The following is a 15,685-nucleotide window of genomic DNA, read 5'->3' as shown; positions in this document are numbered from 1 at the left end:
TTACCTCAATCAGCCCTCTGGGCATGGCAAAGCGGCAGATGATGGGTATGTACCGAATCTTGTCCAGTTCCATTCACCATTTGTTAATGTCAATTCACAAATTAACAAAGCCACAACACTTTTCACTAGGAAGGCCCTGAACAAACCGATATGTTAAATCCCGCGGACTAACCAGTCGAAAGTCCCGCACAATCCTGAGTGACCCCCTTGGTCACCGCATATTTCAATGTTAAGGGAGCGAGGCATATAGACCTCGCCAAGACAGCGCAACAAAGGAGTTGTTGTACATGAATGAGATCGTCAATGCCATCAATGGCGTGATTTGGAGCCCAGCGCTCATCTATCTGTGTCTGGGGGTAGGCCTCTACTTCTCCCTGCGCAGCCGTTTCCTGCAACTGCGCCACTTGAAAGGCATGATACGCCTGATGTTTCAGGGCAAGGGCAACGATGCCGGTGTCTCCTCCTTCCAGGCACTCTCCATGACCCTGGCCGGTCGCGTCGGTACCGGCAACATCGCCGGTGTGGCCACTGCCATCACCTTCGGCGGCCCGGGCGCCCTGTTCTGGATGTGGATGGTCGCCTTCCTTGGCGCCAGCTCCGCCTTCGTGGAGTCCACCCTGGGCCAGGTCTACAAGGAGAAGATCAACGGTGAATATCGCGGCGGTCCGGCCTTCTACATCGAGAAGGGCCTGGGCATGAAGTGGTATGCCTGGACCTTCGCCATCGCCACCATCTTCGCCTGCGGCGTACTGCTGCCGGGCGTGCAGGCAAACTCCATCGGCTCCAGCCTGCAGACCGCCTTTGCCATCGACCCCAACGTGACCGCCGCCGGTCTGGCGCTGCTGCTCGGTTTCATCATCTTCGGCGGCGTCAAACGCATCGCCAATTTCGCCAGTACCGTGGTGCCCTTCATGGCGCTGGGTTACATCATCGTGGCCTGCGTCATCATCGCCCTGAACATCGGCCAACTGCCGGGCGTGATCCTGCTCATCTGGAAGAGTGCCTTCGGGATGGAAGCCGGCTTCGGCGCCATTCTGGGTCTGGCCATCATGTGGGGTGTCAAGCGCGGGGTCTACTCCAACGAAGCCGCCCAGGGGACTGGCCCCCACGCCTCCTCCGCCGCGGCGGTGAGCCACCCGGCCAAGCAGGGCCTGGTGCAGGCGTTCTCCGTCTATATCGACACCCTGTTCGTCTGCTCCGCCACCGGCTTCATGCTGCTCATCACTGGCCTGTACAACGTGCAGGGGCCGGACGGTGCCGCCCTCTACACCGGCATCGCCGGCATCGCGGCAGGCCCCGGCTATGTGCAGACCGCCATGGAGAGCATGATGCCAGGCTTTGGCAACTACTTCGTCGCCATCGCCCTGTTCTTCTTCGCCTTCACCACCATCGTGGCCTACTACTACATCGCCGAAACCAACATCGCTTTTGTCAACCGCAAGATTAACCGCCCCTGGCTCACCTTCCTGCTGAAGATTGCGCTGATGGCTGCCACCGTCTACGGCACCGTCAAGACCGCCGATCTGGCCTGGGGCCTGGGTGACATCGGGGTCGGCCTGATGGCCTGGCTCAACATCGGTGCCATCCTGATGCTGCAAAAGCCGGCTTTCGCCTGTCTGAAAGACTACGAGGCACAGCTGGCCAAGGGTCTGGATCCCGTGTTCCACCCGGAAAAGCTCGGCATCAAGAACGCGGACTACTGGATTGAAAACCGCGCCGAAGTAAACCTGATGCGCGAGCAAACCGGCCACCCCTTCGAGGCGGACCCGGATACCGTTGCCAAGTAATCAGACGGCACAATGCAAAATGGCAGCTTCGGCTGCCATTTTCATTTGTGTTGGATGGGTGAGGGGTTCAAAGCGCGTTGCGGCGCGGTCCGAATGGCAGGCGCCAGCGAAACAGGCTGTTGAGGGTCGCCCGCCACTGGTTGGGGCGCCCCAGGATCTGCCTCTGCAACCGGGTCTCTTCCTTGAGCATGGCCTCCTCACTGCGAGCCCAGGCCTGGGTGTAGAGCTGCTTGATCCCCGCCAGCGCATCCGGCGACTTGGTGATCAGGGTCCGGGCAAAGGCCCGCGCCTCTTCCAGGGGATCCGCGCACACCCGGCTCACCAGGCCGAGGGACTTGGCTTCGCTGGCTTCCAGCTCGCGCCCGCTCATGGCAAGCTCCATGGCGGTATCCATCCCCATCAGGTTGCGCAGGGTGACGCTGCCGCTCATGTCGGGGATGATGCCCCACTTGATCTCCATCACCGAGAAGCGGCAATCCGGGGTGCTGAAGCGAAAATCGGCGCCGAGCGCTATTTGCAGGCCGCCGCCAAAACAGACCCCCTGGGTCACCGCAATCACGGGCACCGGCAGTTGATGCCAGCCATAGGCCACCCGCTGGGCCAGGTTGGTCGCCTCGTCCGCCTCGCGCTTGAGGATCTCCAGCGCCGCCACAGGCTGCCTCAGCATGGATTTCACATCCAGCCCGGCGCAGAACGCCCGCCCCTCCCCGTGCAGGATCACGGCCCGCAGCCCTTTTTGCCGGGATAGCGCGTTCAGCGTCTCGTCGATGGCGTCGAACATGGCCCGATCCAGCGCGTTGAGCTTGTCCCCCCGGCAGAGCATCACCTCGGCGATCCCCTCCTGAAACACCCATTTGACCCTTGGCTTTTCCATCTCCGTCTTCGTCCTTTTGATTCAACTGGTCATACCACAACGTTACCAGAGTGTTATGGGCAGGTACAGGGAGGCCGCCCCGGGCCTGCGACTAAAGTCGGCTGGCCCGGTGGTAGAGCCTTTGTCAGACTGGCCCCATGGTCACGGTGGAGCCTCTCATGTCACTTCTGTTCAATTTTGCCCGTCCACCGTTCGACGGCCTGGACGAGGAGGCACGCCAGCGGCTCGGTCAGCACCTCAGCATCTGCTACTTTCGCGCGGGCCAGACGGTGCAGCACGCCGGGGAGGAGCCCGCCGGGCTCTACCTCATCATCAAGGGGGCCGTGGAAGAGTCTGCCCCCCATCAATCCTTTGGCGACTATGGCGAGGGGGACATGTTCGACGTCCGTGCCCAGTTTGACGGGCACTGCCGCCACCGTTTCGCCGCCCTGGAAGATACCCTCTGCCAGCTCATTCCCCGCCCCGTCTTTCTGGCCCTGTGCGACGCGCACCCCCATATCGCCCGCTACTTCACCGCCACCCTGGCGGAGCGCCAGCGGGAGCAGGAGCGGCGCAGCCAGCTCGGGCAGCAGAACCTGGCGGAGTTCATCCTGACCCGCATCGCTCCCGACCATCTGCAGGCGCCGCTCATCGTGGAAAGCAGCCTCTCGCTCCTGGCCGCCACCGAGGCCATGGTGGCCAGGGGCACCGACTGCCTGCTCTATCCCGGAGCAGACGGCAGCCTGAGCCTGGCCACCCGCAAGACCCTGCTCCACGCCCTCACCCTCAAGGGATTGCCGCTCAGTGCGCCGCTGGCGGTGCTGACCCCCACCCCGCTGACGGGTCTGCCACTGGGGAGCTATCTGTTCGATGCCCTGCTGCTGATGACCCGCCACCGCATCAAGCGCCTGGTCATCTGGCAGGGGCAGGAGGTGGCAGGCATCCTGCATTTGACCCAGGTGCTCGGGCTCTTCTCCACCCACTCCCATGTGTTGACCCTGCGCATCGCCCGCGCCGACTCCCCGGCCGCCCTCGAGGCGGTCGCCCGGGAGCAGCAGCAGCTCATTCGCTCCCTGTTTGCCCAGGGGATCCACACCCTGTTCCTGATGAAGCTCATCGCCACCATCAACGAGCAGTTGATCGCCAAGGCCTTTTCCCTGGTGATCCCCGCGGCGCAGCAAGAGCAGGTGTGCCTGCTGATGCTGGGGTCGGAGGGGCGTGGCGAACAGATCCAGAAAACCGATCAGGACAATGCCCTGATCCTGCCGGATGGCCTGCCGTGGCCCACCCAGTCGGCGGATCTGGCCGCCTTCAGCGCCCTGCTGGCGCGCCTGGGTTATCCCCCTTGCCCGGGCAGGGTGATGGTCAACAACCCGGCCTGGGTGAAGCCGCTTGGCGGCTGGCTGCAAGGGATAGAGCAGGCCTGTGTGCGCGCCAGCGAAGCGGATCTGCTCTGGCTCGCCACCCTGGCAGATGCCCAGGCCATCACGGGAGATCGCGCCCGGCTCGCCCCCGTCGCCCGTCACCTGCGGGCCTGCCTCGCCGACCGGCCGGATCTGCTGGCGGAGATGGCAAGGGCCGCCGTCGCCTTTCACGCCCCCCTCACCCTCTTTGGCAGGCTGGAGCAAGCCCCGGAGGGGCTGGATCTCAAGCGGGGCGGCCTCTTCCCTCTGGTCCACGGCGTCCGGGTACTCTCCCTGGAGGCGGGGATCCTGGAGACCTCGACCACGGGGCGCATCGAGGCCCTGGTGGGCCAGGGACGCCTCAGCCGGGACTATGGCACCAATCTGGCGGAGGCCTTCCGGCTGTTCATGCGGCTTCGGCTGCGCAGCCAGTTGCAGGAGGGAGACGGACGGGTGCGGGTGGCCGACCTCGGCCCCGCAGAGCGGGATCTGCTGCGCCATGCCCTGCACCAGGTGAAGAAGTTCCAGCAATGGCTCACCTTGCACTTTCGTCTTAGGCAATAGCGATGTGGATGCACTGGCGCCGCCGCTGGCTTGGCAGGACGTTTCGGGAGGGGGAGTTTGCCCCGCTCTTTGCCCGCCCTGCTGGCGACGAGTGGGTGGCGCTGGACTTCGAGACCACCAGCCTGGATCCGGCGCTGGCGGAGATCGTCTCCATCGGGGCGGTGCGCATCCGGGGCAACCGGATAGAGACGGGCGATGCCCTTGCCATCCGGGTCCAGGCTCCCGCCAGCCTGAGCGCCGGGTCCGTGGTGATCCACGGCCTGCGCCATCAGGATCTGCAACAGGGAATGGCACTGGAGCCCGCGCTGCGCGCGCTGCTGGAGTTCATCGGCCCCCGTGAGCTGGTGGGGTATCACATCGCCTATGACCTGCGCATTCTCAACCTCGCCTGCCAACGGCTGTGGGGGCTCACCCTGCCCCAGCGCGGCATCGAGGTGAGCCGCCTCTATCACGATCACCTCTATCGCCGCTATCCCGACGCCGCCATCGATCTGCACCTGGCCGCGATCTGTCGCCATCTGGCGCTGCCAGCCCTGCCCCCCCACGACGCCCTGAGCGATGCTGTCACCGCCGCCCTTGTCTTTGTACGCCTGCATCAGGGCGGCCCGCTGGCTTATCCCAAAGTCTAATTGTTCGGAAATAACATTTAATTCACATTTTGCTTACATGGACAGCCGTGCTGTCCGGTAGGGAACCCCTCATCCACCGCTGACATTCACTGTCATGGAGAACTGCAATGGAACAGCAACCGTATCTTCGGATCCAGCAAGATCCCAACTTCCAGACACTGGTCGCCAAACGCCAGCGTTTTGCCTGGACCCTCTCCATCCTGATGCTGGGGCTCTACCTGGCGTTCATCCTGCTCATCGCCTTTGCACCGGGCTGGCTTGGCACCCCCTTGAGCGAAGGCTCCAGCATCACCCGTGGCATCCCGGTCGGGATTGGTCTCATCGTATCGGCCTTCGTGCTGACCGGTATCTACGTATTTCGTGCCAACGGCGAGTTCGACGAACTGAACCAGAAGATCCTCAAGGGAGCGCAATCATGAAAGGCAAGTTTCTGCTGCCGCTGGCAGGTCTGATCTCCACCCCCTTGCTGGCGGCCGACGCCATCAGCGGCGAGGTGCAACGCCAACCCCTCAATATCTCGGCCATCGTGATGTTCGTGATCTTCGTGGCCGCGACCCTGTTCATCACCTACTGGGCCTCCAAGCGCAACCGCTCGGCTTCCGACTACTACGCCGCCGGCGGGCGCATCACCGGCTTCCAAAACGGTCTGGCCATCGCCGGTGACTACATGTCCGCCGCCTCCTTCCTCGGCATCTCTGCCCTGGTCTACACCTCGGGCTACGACGGTCTCATCTACTCCATCGGCTTCCTGGTGGGCTGGCCCATCATCCTGTTCCTGATCGCGGAGCGGCTGCGCAACCTCGGCAAGTACACCTTTGCCGACGTGGCCTCCTACCGCCTCAAGCAGACCTCGGTGCGCAGCCTCTCCGCCAGCGGCTCCCTGGTGGTGGTCGCCCTCTACCTCATCGCCCAGATGGTCGGTGCCGGCAAGCTCATCGAGCTGCTGTTCGGCCTCCAATACCATGTGGCCGTGGTGCTGGTCGGCATCCTGATGGTGCTCTACGTGCTGTTCGGCGGCATGCTGGCCACCACCTGGGTACAGATCATCAAGGCGGTGATGCTGCTCTCCGGTGCCTCCTTCATGGCCATCATGGTGATGAAGTCCGTCAACTTCGACGTCGGTACCCTGTTCAGCGAAGCGGTCAAGGTGCATGCCAATGGTGCGGCCATCATGAGCCCGGGCGGCCTAGTCGCCGACCCCATCTCCGCCATCTCCCTTGGGCTGGCCCTGATGTTCGGTACCGCCGGTCTGCCCCACATCCTGATGCGCTTCTTTACCGTGAGCGATGCCAAGGAAGCCCGTAAATCGGTGTTCTATGCCACCGGCTTCATCGGCTACTTCTACATCCTCACCTTCATCATCGGCTTTGGCGCCATCCTGCTGGTCAGCACCAACCCGGACTTCAAGGACGCCACCGGCGCCCTGCTGGGGGGCACCAACATGGCGGCCGTCCATCTGGCCGACGCCGTGGGTGGCAGCCTGTTCCTGGGCTTCATCTCCGCCGTGGCGTTTGCCACCATACTGGCGGTCGTGGCCGGGCTGACCCTGGCGGGGGCCTCAGCGGTCTCTCACGACCTCTATGCCTGCGTCATCAAGGAAGGCAAGGCCAACGAGGCCGACGAGCTGCGTGTCTCCAAGATGACCACCCTGGTGCTGGGTGTGGTCGCCATCGGCCTTGGCATCCTGTTCGAGAAGCAGAACATCGCCTTCATGGTGGGCCTGGCCTTCTCCATCGCGGCGAGCTGCAACTTCCCGGTGCTCTTCCTCTCCATGTTCTGGTCCCGCCTGACCACCCGTGGCGCCGTCTATGGCGGCTGGCTCGGTCTCATCAGCGCCGTGACCCTGATGATCCTGGGCCCCACCGTCTGGGTGAAGGTGCTGGGTCATGCCCAGGCCATCTTCCCCTACGAATACCCGGCGCTCTTCTCCATGGGGCTGGCCTTCATCGGGATCTGGTTCTTCTCGGTCACCGACAAGTCCCAGGCAGCCTCCGACGAGCATGCGAAGTTCTTCCCGCAGTTCGTCCGCTCCCAGACCGGGCTCGGTGCCTCCGGCGCCTCCGCCCACTAAGTGGCATCCCACGCATCCAAGCCGGCCCAGTGCCGGCTTTTTTCATGACCGCCCCCTCGCCTCCCCTCTGCAAGAGAGGCCGGAGCCCGTTGCCGGCCTGGTCGTGAAATCTTCCCCCCTGCAATGGGGCCAGATCACAGTTCCTGCTAAAACTTTCGGGGGATCTGTGCCATAATGCGCGCCATTTGACAGACCAACCGGGACATTCCAGTGCTTTCAAGCAACAACATCACCATGCAGTTCGGCGCCAAGCCGCTGTTTGAGAACATCAGCGTCAAGTTTGGCGGCGGCAACCGCTACGGCCTCATCGGTGCCAACGGCTGTGGCAAGTCCACCTTCATGAAGATCCTCGGCGGCGATCTCGAACCCACCGGCGGCAATGTGAGCCTGGATGTCAACGAGCGCATCGGTAAGCTGCGCCAGGATCAGTTCGCCTACGAAGAGATGCGCGTACTGGACGTGGTCATGATGGGCCACACCGAGCTGTGGGCCGCCATCGCCGAACGCGATGCCATCTACGCCAACCTGGAGGCCACCGACGACGACTACATGAAGGCCGCCGAGCTGGAAGGCCTGGTCGCCGAATATGATGGCTACACCGCCGAATCCCGCGCAGGCGAACTGCTGCTGGGTGCCGGTATTCCCATCGAGCAGCACAACGGCCCGATGAGCGAAGTGGCCCCGGGCTGGAAACTGCGGGTACTGCTGGCGCAGGCGCTCTTCTCCAACCCCGACATCCTGTTGCTGGACGAACCGACCAACAACCTGGACATCAACACCATTCGCTGGCTGGAGCAGGTGCTCAACGATCGTGAAAGCACCATGATCATCATCTCTCACGACCGTCACTTCCTGAACTCCGTCTGCACCCACATGGCGGATCTGGACTACGGCGAGCTGCGGGTCTACCCGGGCAACTACGACGAGTACATGCTGGCTGCCACCCAGGCCCGCGAGCGCCTGCTGGCCGACAACGCCAAGAAGAAGGCCCAGATCGCCGATCTGCAATCCTTCGTCTCCCGCTTCAGCGCCAACGCCTCCAAGTCCAGCCAGGCTACCTCCCGCCTCAAGCAGATCGACAAGATCAAGATTGAGGAAGTGAAGGTATCCAGCCGTCAGAACCCCTTCATCCGCTTCGAGCAGGACAAGAAGCTCTACCGCAACATCCTGGAGATCGAAGGCGTCTCCAAGGGTTATGGCGACGGTCCCCTGTTCAAGGGGCTCAACATGATGCTGGAAGTGGGCGAGAAGGTCGCCATCCTGGGTACCAACGGGATCGGTAAGTCCACCCTGATCAAGACGCTGGTCGGTGCCCTGGCACCGGATACCGGCACCATCAAGTGGTCCGAGAACGCCCAGATCGGCTACTACGCCCAGGATCACGCCGAAGACTTCGACACCGATCTCAATGTGTTCGACTGGATGGCCCAGTGGAAGCAGGAGAACGAAGACGAGCAGGCGGTGCGCTCCGTGCTGGGTCGTCTGCTCTTCTCCCAGGACGACATCAAGAAGCCGGTCAAGGTGCTCTCCGGTGGTGAACAGGGCCGGATGCTGTTCGGCAAGCTGATGATGCAGCGCCCCAACATCCTGATCATGGATGAACCGACCAACCACCTGGACATGGAATCCATCGAATCCTTGAACCTGGCGCTGGAGATGTACAAGGGCACCCTGATCTTCGTCTCCCACGACCGCGAGTTCGTCTCCTCCCTGGCGACCCGCATCCTGGAGCTGACCGAAGACGGCATCCGCGACTTCGGCGGCACCTACGAGGATTACCTGCGCACCCAGGGTGTGGTGTAATCCCCCGCCTTCAAGCAAAGTGATCAGAACCGGCGCCTCGTGCGCCGGTTTTTTTATGCCTGCTGGCAACGCCGAGCGGGATGCAAACTAGGACGACGTATCCCCCCTGCGAGCGGGCAGCAGCTCTCCCTTGTGCCGCGTGCAGATAAAAAAACGGCTCCATCATGGAGCCGTTTTCACACTTGGGGCCGTGAGGCTGACTTACTCGACAGTGGCTTCCACGTCGGTGAAGTATTCGATCTTGGCCGCCTTGCGCAGCTCGTCGATCAGCGACTTGTAGTCGGCCTGTGCCTTGCCCTGACCCAGCTGACCTTGCAGCAGGCTCACCATCTGGGACGGCTCCTTGATGACGTTGACCTTGTCCAGCGCCACCACCACACGATCACCGTTGGCTTCGGTCACCAGCTCGACGCTCGGCTTGCCATCGGTCGGATGGGGCATGCGGAACGCCTGGGTCACCAGGTTCTGATCCATCTCCTGGGCGAAACGGGATACGCCGGTATGGGTATCCACTTTCAGACCCAGCGCGGTCAGGTCGGCCTGAACGTTCTCACCGGCCTTGAGCTTGTCCAGCAGACCCTGGGCCTTGCCACGGGCCACTTCACTGGCCTTGTCGTGCTTGATGGCGGTGATCACCTGCTCTTTCACCTCGGCAAGCGGCTTGGCCGCCTTCGGCTGGTGACCCATGATGTGCAGCACCAGCGCCTTGCCGTCAGCCAGCTCGATCACGTCGGAGTTGGTGTTGTCATCGCGCAGCTGTTCGGAGAATGCCACGGAGAGCACCTTGGGATCATTGAGCGGTGCCGGCGCATCGGCCTGGCTGAAATAGCCGGTGGACTGCACCTGGAGACCCATAGCTTCGGCGGTCAAGTCCAGGGAGTCCGGGTTCTCGAAGCTGCTGTCGGCCATCTTCTGCTGCTCGGCGAAGAACTGCTCCTTGGCCTTCTCAGATTGCAGACGGGCGATGGTATCGCTCATCACGTCCACGAAGGGCTTGGTCTTGGCAGGCTCGACTCCCAGCAGCTTGATGATGTGGAAGCCGAACGGGCTCTTCACCACGGCGGAGAGATCGCCAGCCTTGGCCAGCGCGAACGCGGCTTTCTCGAAGGCAGGATCCATCACCCCTTTCTCGAACCAGTCGAGCTCCCCGCCCTTCTTCGCAGAGAAGGTATCGGAGGAGTCGGCCTTGGCCAGCGCGGCGAAATCGTCACCTGCCTTGGCCTTGGCCAGCACGGCCTCGGCTTTCTGCTCGGCGGCCTTTTCATCCTTGCCAAACGGGATCAGGATGTGCGCCACCTGACGGCGCTCGGGACGCTGGAACAGATCCTGATGCTGGTCGTAGTAATCCTGGGCATCCTGCTCGGTGACCTTGATGTTCTTGCCAAGGTTCGCGGCATCGAGCAGCAGATAGTCGACCTTGACCGTCTCGTCGTTCATGAAGCGAGCGCTGTTGGCCTTGTAGAACTGCTCCACCTCGGCATCGCTCACCTCGATCCCGTCCACATAGGCGGAAGCGGCCAGACGGATCAGGCGCAGGTCACGGGTCTGGTTGTAGAGACGATCCAGTTGCTCGGCTTCACCCTTGAGGGCGAACTCCGATCCCAGCACGGCGCCCATCAATTGCTGGCGCACCATGTCCTGGCGCAGGGAGTCGCGGAACATCTCGGGGGTCATGCCGGCACGGCGAATGAGCTGCAGGTAGCGGTCATTGCTGAACTTGCCGTTCTCGGCAAACTCGGGCATGGCGACGATGGCCTGCTTGATCTGCTCATCGCTGACGCGCAGACCCAGGGAGCGGGCCTTGTCATCGATCAGCGCCTGATCGATCAGACGGTCCAGCACGCCACGGCGGAACTGTTTCATGTAATCGGGATTGGCGGCCAGCTGGTTGAAGGCCTCACCCATTTGGGATTCCATACGGGCCCGCTCATTGCGGTAGGCATTCTCCAGTGCGGGGGCACTGATGTCATTGCCGTTGACGGTGGCGGGGGCGGTACGTGCCGGGCCATTGAGGTAGCTGCCTACCCCGGCCAAGGCAAAGGAGAGGATGATCAGGCCCAAGATAACCTTGGCTACCTTGCCCTGCGCCCCTTCGCGTAGTTTATCCAACATCATGTTTGTACTTATGCTCCCGAACTCGATGGGCGTAAATAATGAAAAGGCGCACCGATTGCGATGCGCCTTGGTCAAGCAGTATGAGGGAGAGCCCTCTCACTTGTCTGGTCAGAGACCAAGGACGGTGCCGATAGATATCAGCGACCGGCTTAGTTGACCGCGTCTTTCAGGGCCTTGCCGGCTTTGAAGGCAGGAACTTTACCGGCAGCGATTTCGATGGTCGCACCAGTTTGCGGGTTGCGGCCGGAACGGGCTGCACGCTCGCGAACGGCGAAAGTACCGAAACCAACCAGAGCAACCTGGTCACCCTCTTTCAGGGCTTCGCCCACGGCATCGATGAAGGCATCCAGCGCACGGCCAGCGGCAGCTTTGGAGATATCAGCACCGTCTGCAATCTTGTCAATCAGTTGAGATTTATTCACTCTTATATTCCCCTTTTATCGAACATCGCTGCGGCGCTGATTTCCCTGGCCACAACAAGTGGAGGTTTTATAACAAGCCTCCTGATCAGTTGCAAGTGACAATCTGGCGCAAACCCGCGCCACATCACGCATTGCGACTCATCATGAGTACCCGATCGGTGGTCAAGGCTACTTCCGTTGTCCGGTGCATGCAAGCCTTAACCACCCCCCGAATGCGCCAAATTTGCGGCGCATCAACATTTACACGACAGAAACGCGTTCGAAACCTTGCGGATTGTCCTGCAACGCCAGTGCAAGCACCTCATCAATCCAGCGAACCGGATAGATTTCAAGATCTTGTTTGACGTTGGCCGGGATCTCCTCGAGGTCACGTTCGTTCTCTTTCGGGATCAGCACACGCTTGATGCCACCACGGTGGGCCGCCAGCAGTTTCTCCTTGAGACCACCGATGGGCAGCACCTCGCCACGCAGGGTGATTTCACCCGTCATGGCCACGTCGGCACGCACCGGGTTGCCGGTGAGGCTGGAGACCAGGGCGGTACACATGGCGATACCGGCGCTCGGGCCGTCTTTCGGGGTCGCCCCTTCCGGCACGTGCACGTGGATGTCGCGCTTCTCGTAGAAGTCGCCGTTGATACGCAGCTTCTCGGCACGGGCCCGCACCACCGTCATGGCCGCCTGGATGGACTCCTGCATCACGTCACCGAGGGAACCGGTGTAAGTGAGCTTGCCCTTGCCCGGCATGTTGGTGGTCTCGATGGTGAGCAGATCGCCCCCCACTTCGGTCCACGCCAGCCCGCACACCTGACCAATCTGGTTCTGGTCGGTGGCCTTGCCATAGTCAAAGCGCTGTACCCCCAGGAACTCCTTGAGGTTCTCCTGGTTGACCTGAACATGCTTGATGCTCTTGTCCAGCAGGATGCGTTTGACTGCCTTGCGACAGATTTTGGAGATTTCACGCTCCAGGCTGCGCACACCCGCCTCGCGGGTGTAGTAGCGAATCACCCCGATCAGCGCCGAATCCTCAATGGTGATCTCGGATGGCTTCAGGCCGTTGCGCTGGATCTGCTTGGCCACCAGGTGCTGCTTGGCAATGTTGAGCTTCTCGTCCTCGGTGTAACCGGACAGACGGATCACTTCCATCCGGTCCAGCAGCGGACCCGGTATGTTCATGGAGTTGGAGGTGGCCACGAACATCACGTCCGACAGGTCATAATCCACTTCCAGATAGTGATCGTTGAAGCTGCTGTTCTGCTCGGGATCCAGCACCTCCAGCAGGGCGGAAGCGGGATCGCCACGCATGTCCGAGCTCATCTTGTCGATTTCGTCGAGCAGGAACAGCGGGTTCTTCACGCCGACTTTCGCCATCTTCTGGATGAGCTTGCCGGGCATGGAGCCGATGTAGGTACGGCGGTGACCACGGATCTCCGCCTCGTCACGCACCCCACCCAGGGCCATGCGCACATACTTGCGGCCGGTGGCCTTAGCGATGGACTGGCCCAGGGAAGTCTTGCCCACCCCGGGAGGCCCGACCAGGCAGAGGATGGGGCCCTTAAGCTTGTTCACACGCGCCTGCACTGCCAGGTATTCGAGGATGCGATCCTTGACCTTGTCCAGGCCATAGTGATCCGCATCCAGCACCTCCTGGGCCTTGCCTAGGTCTTTCTTGACCTTGGAGCGGGCCTTCCAGGGCACCTGCACCATCCAGTCCACATAGCTGCGCACCACGGTGGCTTCCGCCGACATGGGGGACATCATCTTGAGCTTGGCGAGCTCGGCCTGGGCCTTCTCGCGGGCATCCTCCGGCATCCCGGCCTCTTCAATCTTGCGATTGAGGGCTTCGAATTCATCCGGGCTGTCTTCCAGCTCACCCAGCTCTTTCTGGATGGCCTTCATCTGCTCGTTGAGGTAATACTCCCGCTGGCTCTTCTCCATCTGCTTCTTGACCCGAGAGCGGATGCGTTTCTCGACCTGCAACAGGTCGATCTCCGACTCCATCATGGCCATCAGAAACTCGATGCGCTCGGACACGGAGGCGATTTCCAGCACCTTCTGCTTGTCTTCGAGCTTGAGCGGCATGTGGGCAGCCATGGTATCGGCCAGGCGCGCCGCATCGTCAATCGCCGAAATCGAGGTGAGTACCTCGGGCGGGATCTTCTTGTTGAGCTTGATGTAACCTTCGAACTGGCCGATGGCAGAGCGCACCAGCACGTCCTGATCCTTCTCCTCGATGGGGGCGGACGCGATGTACTGGGCCTCCCCGACAAAGAAGTCGCGATCGTCGATCATCCGCTCAAGGCGGGCACGCTGGCCCCCCTCCACCAGCACCTTGACGGTGCCGTCCGGAAGCTTGAGCATCTGCAGAATATTGGCCACTGTCCCGACGGAGAAAATTTCCTCCACCGTCGGTTCGTCAGTCGACGCATCCTTCTGGGCCACCAGCAGGACTTTCTTGTCCTGCTCCATGGCCGCTTCCAGACAGCGAATGGATTTTTCCCGCCCCACAAAGAGTGGAATGACCATGTGGGGATAGACCACCACGTCACGAAGAGGCAGGACGGGAATCTCGATGCGTTCTGAACGCTCTAGGTTCATATATGTCCTCTCGGCTTGTTATACCGTTGGCAAAGGCTTGGCTGAGTATATGGGGGCGCAAAGATGAGATTCAATCGCCTTGGCCGTAAAAAGCATGAAAGGGGCAAAAAGCCCCTTTATGTGATTAAAAATCAGACAGTTACTCTGAGGCTGCGGCCTGAGTCTCGGGATTGTCGTAGATCATCAGGGGCGCGGAGTCTCCCTTGATCACCGTCTCGTCGATCACCACCTTGCTGACCCCTTTCAGGGAGGGCAGGTCATACATGGTGTCGAGCAGTACGGCCTCGACAATGGAACGCAGACCCCGGGCACCGGTTTTGCGCTCCATGGCCTTGCGGGCAATGGCATTGAGCGCGTCGTCACGAAACTCCAGCTCCACCTCTTCCAGGGCGAACAGCGCGGCATACTGCTTGGTCAGCGCGTTTTTCGGCTCTTTCAGGATCTGGATGAGGGCAGCCTCGTCAAGCTCGGTCAGGGTCGCGACCACCGGCAGACGGCCGATGAACTCGGGGATGAGACCGTACTTGATGAGATCTTCCGGCTCCACCTTGGCAAAGTTCTCGCTCAGGGTTGCCTTGGCATTCTTGGATTTCACCTCGGCGCCAAAACCGATGCCGGTGCCCTTGACGGAGCGCTGCTCGATCACCTTGTCCAGCCCCGCGAAAGCACCACCACAGATGAAGAGGATCTTGGAGGTGTCGACCTGCAAAAACTCCTGCTGCGGGTGCTTGCGACCGCCCTGGGGCGGCACGGAGGCGATGGTGCCTTCGATCAGTTTCAGCAGTGCCTGCTGCACCCCTTCCCCGGAGACGTCGCGGGTGATGGAGGGGTTGTCCGACTTGCGGGAGATCTTGTCGATCTCGTCGATGTAGACGATGCCACGCTGGGCCTTCTCCACGTCGTAGTCGCACTTTTGCAGCAACTTCTGGATGATGTTCTCCACGTCCTCGCCCACGTAACCGGCTTCGGTCAGGGTGGTGGCATCGGCCATAGTGAAGGGCACATCCAGCAGACGAGCCAGGGTCTCGGCCAGCAGAGTCTTGCCGCTGCCGGTGGGGCCAATCAGCAGGATGTTGGATTTGCCCAGCTCCACGCCACCGGACTCGCTGCCGCTGCGAAGACGCTTGTAGTGGTTGTAGACAGCCACTGCCAGCACCTTCTTGGCGTACTCCTGACCGATCACGTAGTCGTCCAGATGGGCGCGGATTTCATGAGGGGTCGGCAGCTCGCTACCATCGCGCTTGGGAGAGATCTCGCGGATCTCTTCGCGGATGATGTCGTTGCACAGCTCGACACACTCATCACATACGTAGACGGAAGGGCCAGCGATCAGCTTGCGCACTTCATGCTGGCTTTTGCCGCAGAAAGAGCAATACAGCAGCTTGTCGCCCTCACCCTTGCGTTTCTCTGTCATTCAGCGACCTCGTTTTATCAATAGAGGAT

General features: G+C 61.5%; 11 protein-coding genes. 6 read left to right on the top strand and 5 right to left on the bottom strand.

Annotation, left to right across the window (positions count from 1 at the left end):
* Nucleotides 1-287: 287 nt before the first annotated feature.
* Nucleotides 288-1,787 (top strand): alanine/glycine:cation symporter family protein, encoded by a 1,500-nt coding sequence (locus tag PG879_RS07735; RefSeq protein ID WP_010674582.1) that lies wholly within the window; start codon nucleotides 288-290, stop codon nucleotides 1,785-1,787.
* A 67-nt stretch (nucleotides 1,788-1,854) separates the two neighbouring features.
* Here PG879_RS07735 and PG879_RS07730 read toward each other — a convergent pair whose 3' ends face one another.
* Entirely contained in the window at nucleotides 1,855-2,661 is an 807-nt protein-coding gene (locus PG879_RS07730; protein WP_270829989.1) for a crotonase/enoyl-CoA hydratase family protein, read from the bottom strand.
* 158 nt (nucleotides 2,662-2,819) lie between these two features.
* Here PG879_RS07730 and PG879_RS07725 point away from each other — a divergent pair, with 158 nt between their 5' ends.
* The 5 genes from PG879_RS07725 (at nucleotide 2,820) to PG879_RS07705 (ending at nucleotide 9,110) form a co-directional block, all read left to right on the top strand.
* The gene (locus PG879_RS07725; RefSeq protein WP_041211372.1) at nucleotides 2,820-4,607 is read left to right on the top strand and encodes a putative nucleotidyltransferase substrate binding domain-containing protein; all 1,788 of its coding nucleotides are present in this window, start codon (nucleotides 2,820-2,822) and stop codon (nucleotides 4,605-4,607) included.
* Nucleotides 4,608-4,609: 2 nt separating this feature from the next.
* Nucleotides 4,610-5,236 carry a 3'-5' exonuclease gene (locus PG879_RS07720; RefSeq protein WP_029314461.1) on the top strand — a complete coding sequence of 209 codons (627 nt, stop codon included), beginning with the start codon at nucleotides 4,610-4,612 and terminating at the stop codon, nucleotides 5,234-5,236.
* A 107-nt stretch (nucleotides 5,237-5,343) separates the two neighbouring features.
* A complete protein-coding gene (locus PG879_RS07715) occupies nucleotides 5,344-5,655 on the top strand; it encodes a DUF485 domain-containing protein (RefSeq protein WP_010674578.1) in 312 nt (103 codons plus the stop codon).
* A complete protein-coding gene (locus PG879_RS07710) occupies nucleotides 5,652-7,307 on the top strand; it encodes a cation acetate symporter (RefSeq protein WP_010674577.1) in 1,656 nt (551 codons plus the stop codon). Before PG879_RS07715 ends, PG879_RS07710 begins: the two co-directional genes overlap by 4 nt.
* A 210-nt stretch (nucleotides 7,308-7,517) precedes the next feature.
* Nucleotides 7,518-9,110, top strand: coding sequence for an ABC-F family ATPase (locus PG879_RS07705; protein ID WP_010674576.1), 1,593 nt, complete (start codon nucleotides 7,518-7,520; stop codon nucleotides 9,108-9,110).
* Nucleotides 9,111-9,311: 201 nt separating this feature from the next.
* Here the strand turns inward: PG879_RS07705 and ppiD are convergent, their stop codons facing one another.
* From ppiD to clpX, 4 genes are all read right to left on the bottom strand, one after another.
* The gene (gene ppiD, locus PG879_RS07700; RefSeq protein WP_042016078.1) at nucleotides 9,312-11,225 is read right to left on the bottom strand and encodes a peptidylprolyl isomerase; all 1,914 of its coding nucleotides are present in this window, start codon (nucleotides 11,223-11,225) and stop codon (nucleotides 9,312-9,314) included.
* 149 nt (nucleotides 11,226-11,374) lie between these two features.
* Nucleotides 11,375-11,647, bottom strand: a complete 273-nt coding sequence (hupB, locus tag PG879_RS07695) for a nucleoid-associated protein HU-beta (RefSeq protein WP_005315375.1) — start codon at nucleotides 11,645-11,647, stop codon at nucleotides 11,375-11,377.
* Nucleotides 11,648-11,887: 240 nt separating this feature from the next.
* A complete protein-coding gene (gene lon, locus PG879_RS07690; RefSeq protein ID WP_010674574.1) occupies nucleotides 11,888-14,242 on the bottom strand; it encodes an endopeptidase La in 2,355 nt (784 codons plus the stop codon).
* A gap of 139 nt (nucleotides 14,243-14,381) precedes the next feature.
* A complete protein-coding gene (gene clpX / locus PG879_RS07685; protein WP_010674573.1) occupies nucleotides 14,382-15,656 on the bottom strand; it encodes an ATP-dependent protease ATP-binding subunit ClpX in 1,275 nt (424 codons plus the stop codon).
* Nucleotides 15,657-15,685: the final 29 nt, after the last annotated feature.

Origin of the sequence: Aeromonas sp. QDB63 (genome assembly GCF_027707425.1) — a bacterium.
Lineage (GTDB): Bacteria > Pseudomonadota > Gammaproteobacteria > Enterobacterales > Aeromonadaceae > Aeromonas > Aeromonas caviae.
Note: the sequence above shows the minus strand (reverse complement) of the source record. Positions and strands in the feature narration are given on the sequence as shown.

Excerpts from the sequence above, each read along its gene's own strand:
- PG879_RS07735 (WP_010674582.1), top strand. The coding sequence starts at position 288 with ATGAATGAGATCGTCAATGCCATCAATGGCGTGATTTGGAGCCCAGCG.
- PG879_RS07730 (WP_270829989.1), bottom strand. The coding sequence starts at position 2,661 with ATGGAAAAGCCAAGGGTCAAATGGGTGTTTCAGGAGGGGATCGCCGAG.
- PG879_RS07725 (WP_041211372.1), top strand. The coding sequence starts at position 2,820 with ATGTCACTTCTGTTCAATTTTGCCCGTCCACCGTTCGACGGCCTGGAC.
- PG879_RS07720 (WP_029314461.1), top strand. The coding sequence starts at position 4,610 with ATGTGGATGCACTGGCGCCGCCGCTGGCTTGGCAGGACGTTTCGGGAG.
- PG879_RS07715 (WP_010674578.1), top strand. The coding sequence starts at position 5,344 with ATGGAACAGCAACCGTATCTTCGGATCCAGCAAGATCCCAACTTCCAG.
- PG879_RS07710 (WP_010674577.1), top strand. The coding sequence starts at position 5,652 with ATGAAAGGCAAGTTTCTGCTGCCGCTGGCAGGTCTGATCTCCACCCCC.
- ppiD (WP_042016078.1), bottom strand. The coding sequence starts at position 11,225 with ATGATGTTGGATAAACTACGCGAAGGGGCGCAGGGCAAGGTAGCCAAG.
- lon (WP_010674574.1), bottom strand. The coding sequence starts at position 14,242 with ATGAACCTAGAGCGTTCAGAACGCATCGAGATTCCCGTCCTGCCTCTT.
- clpX (WP_010674573.1), bottom strand. The coding sequence starts at position 15,656 with ATGACAGAGAAACGCAAGGGTGAGGGCGACAAGCTGCTGTATTGCTCT.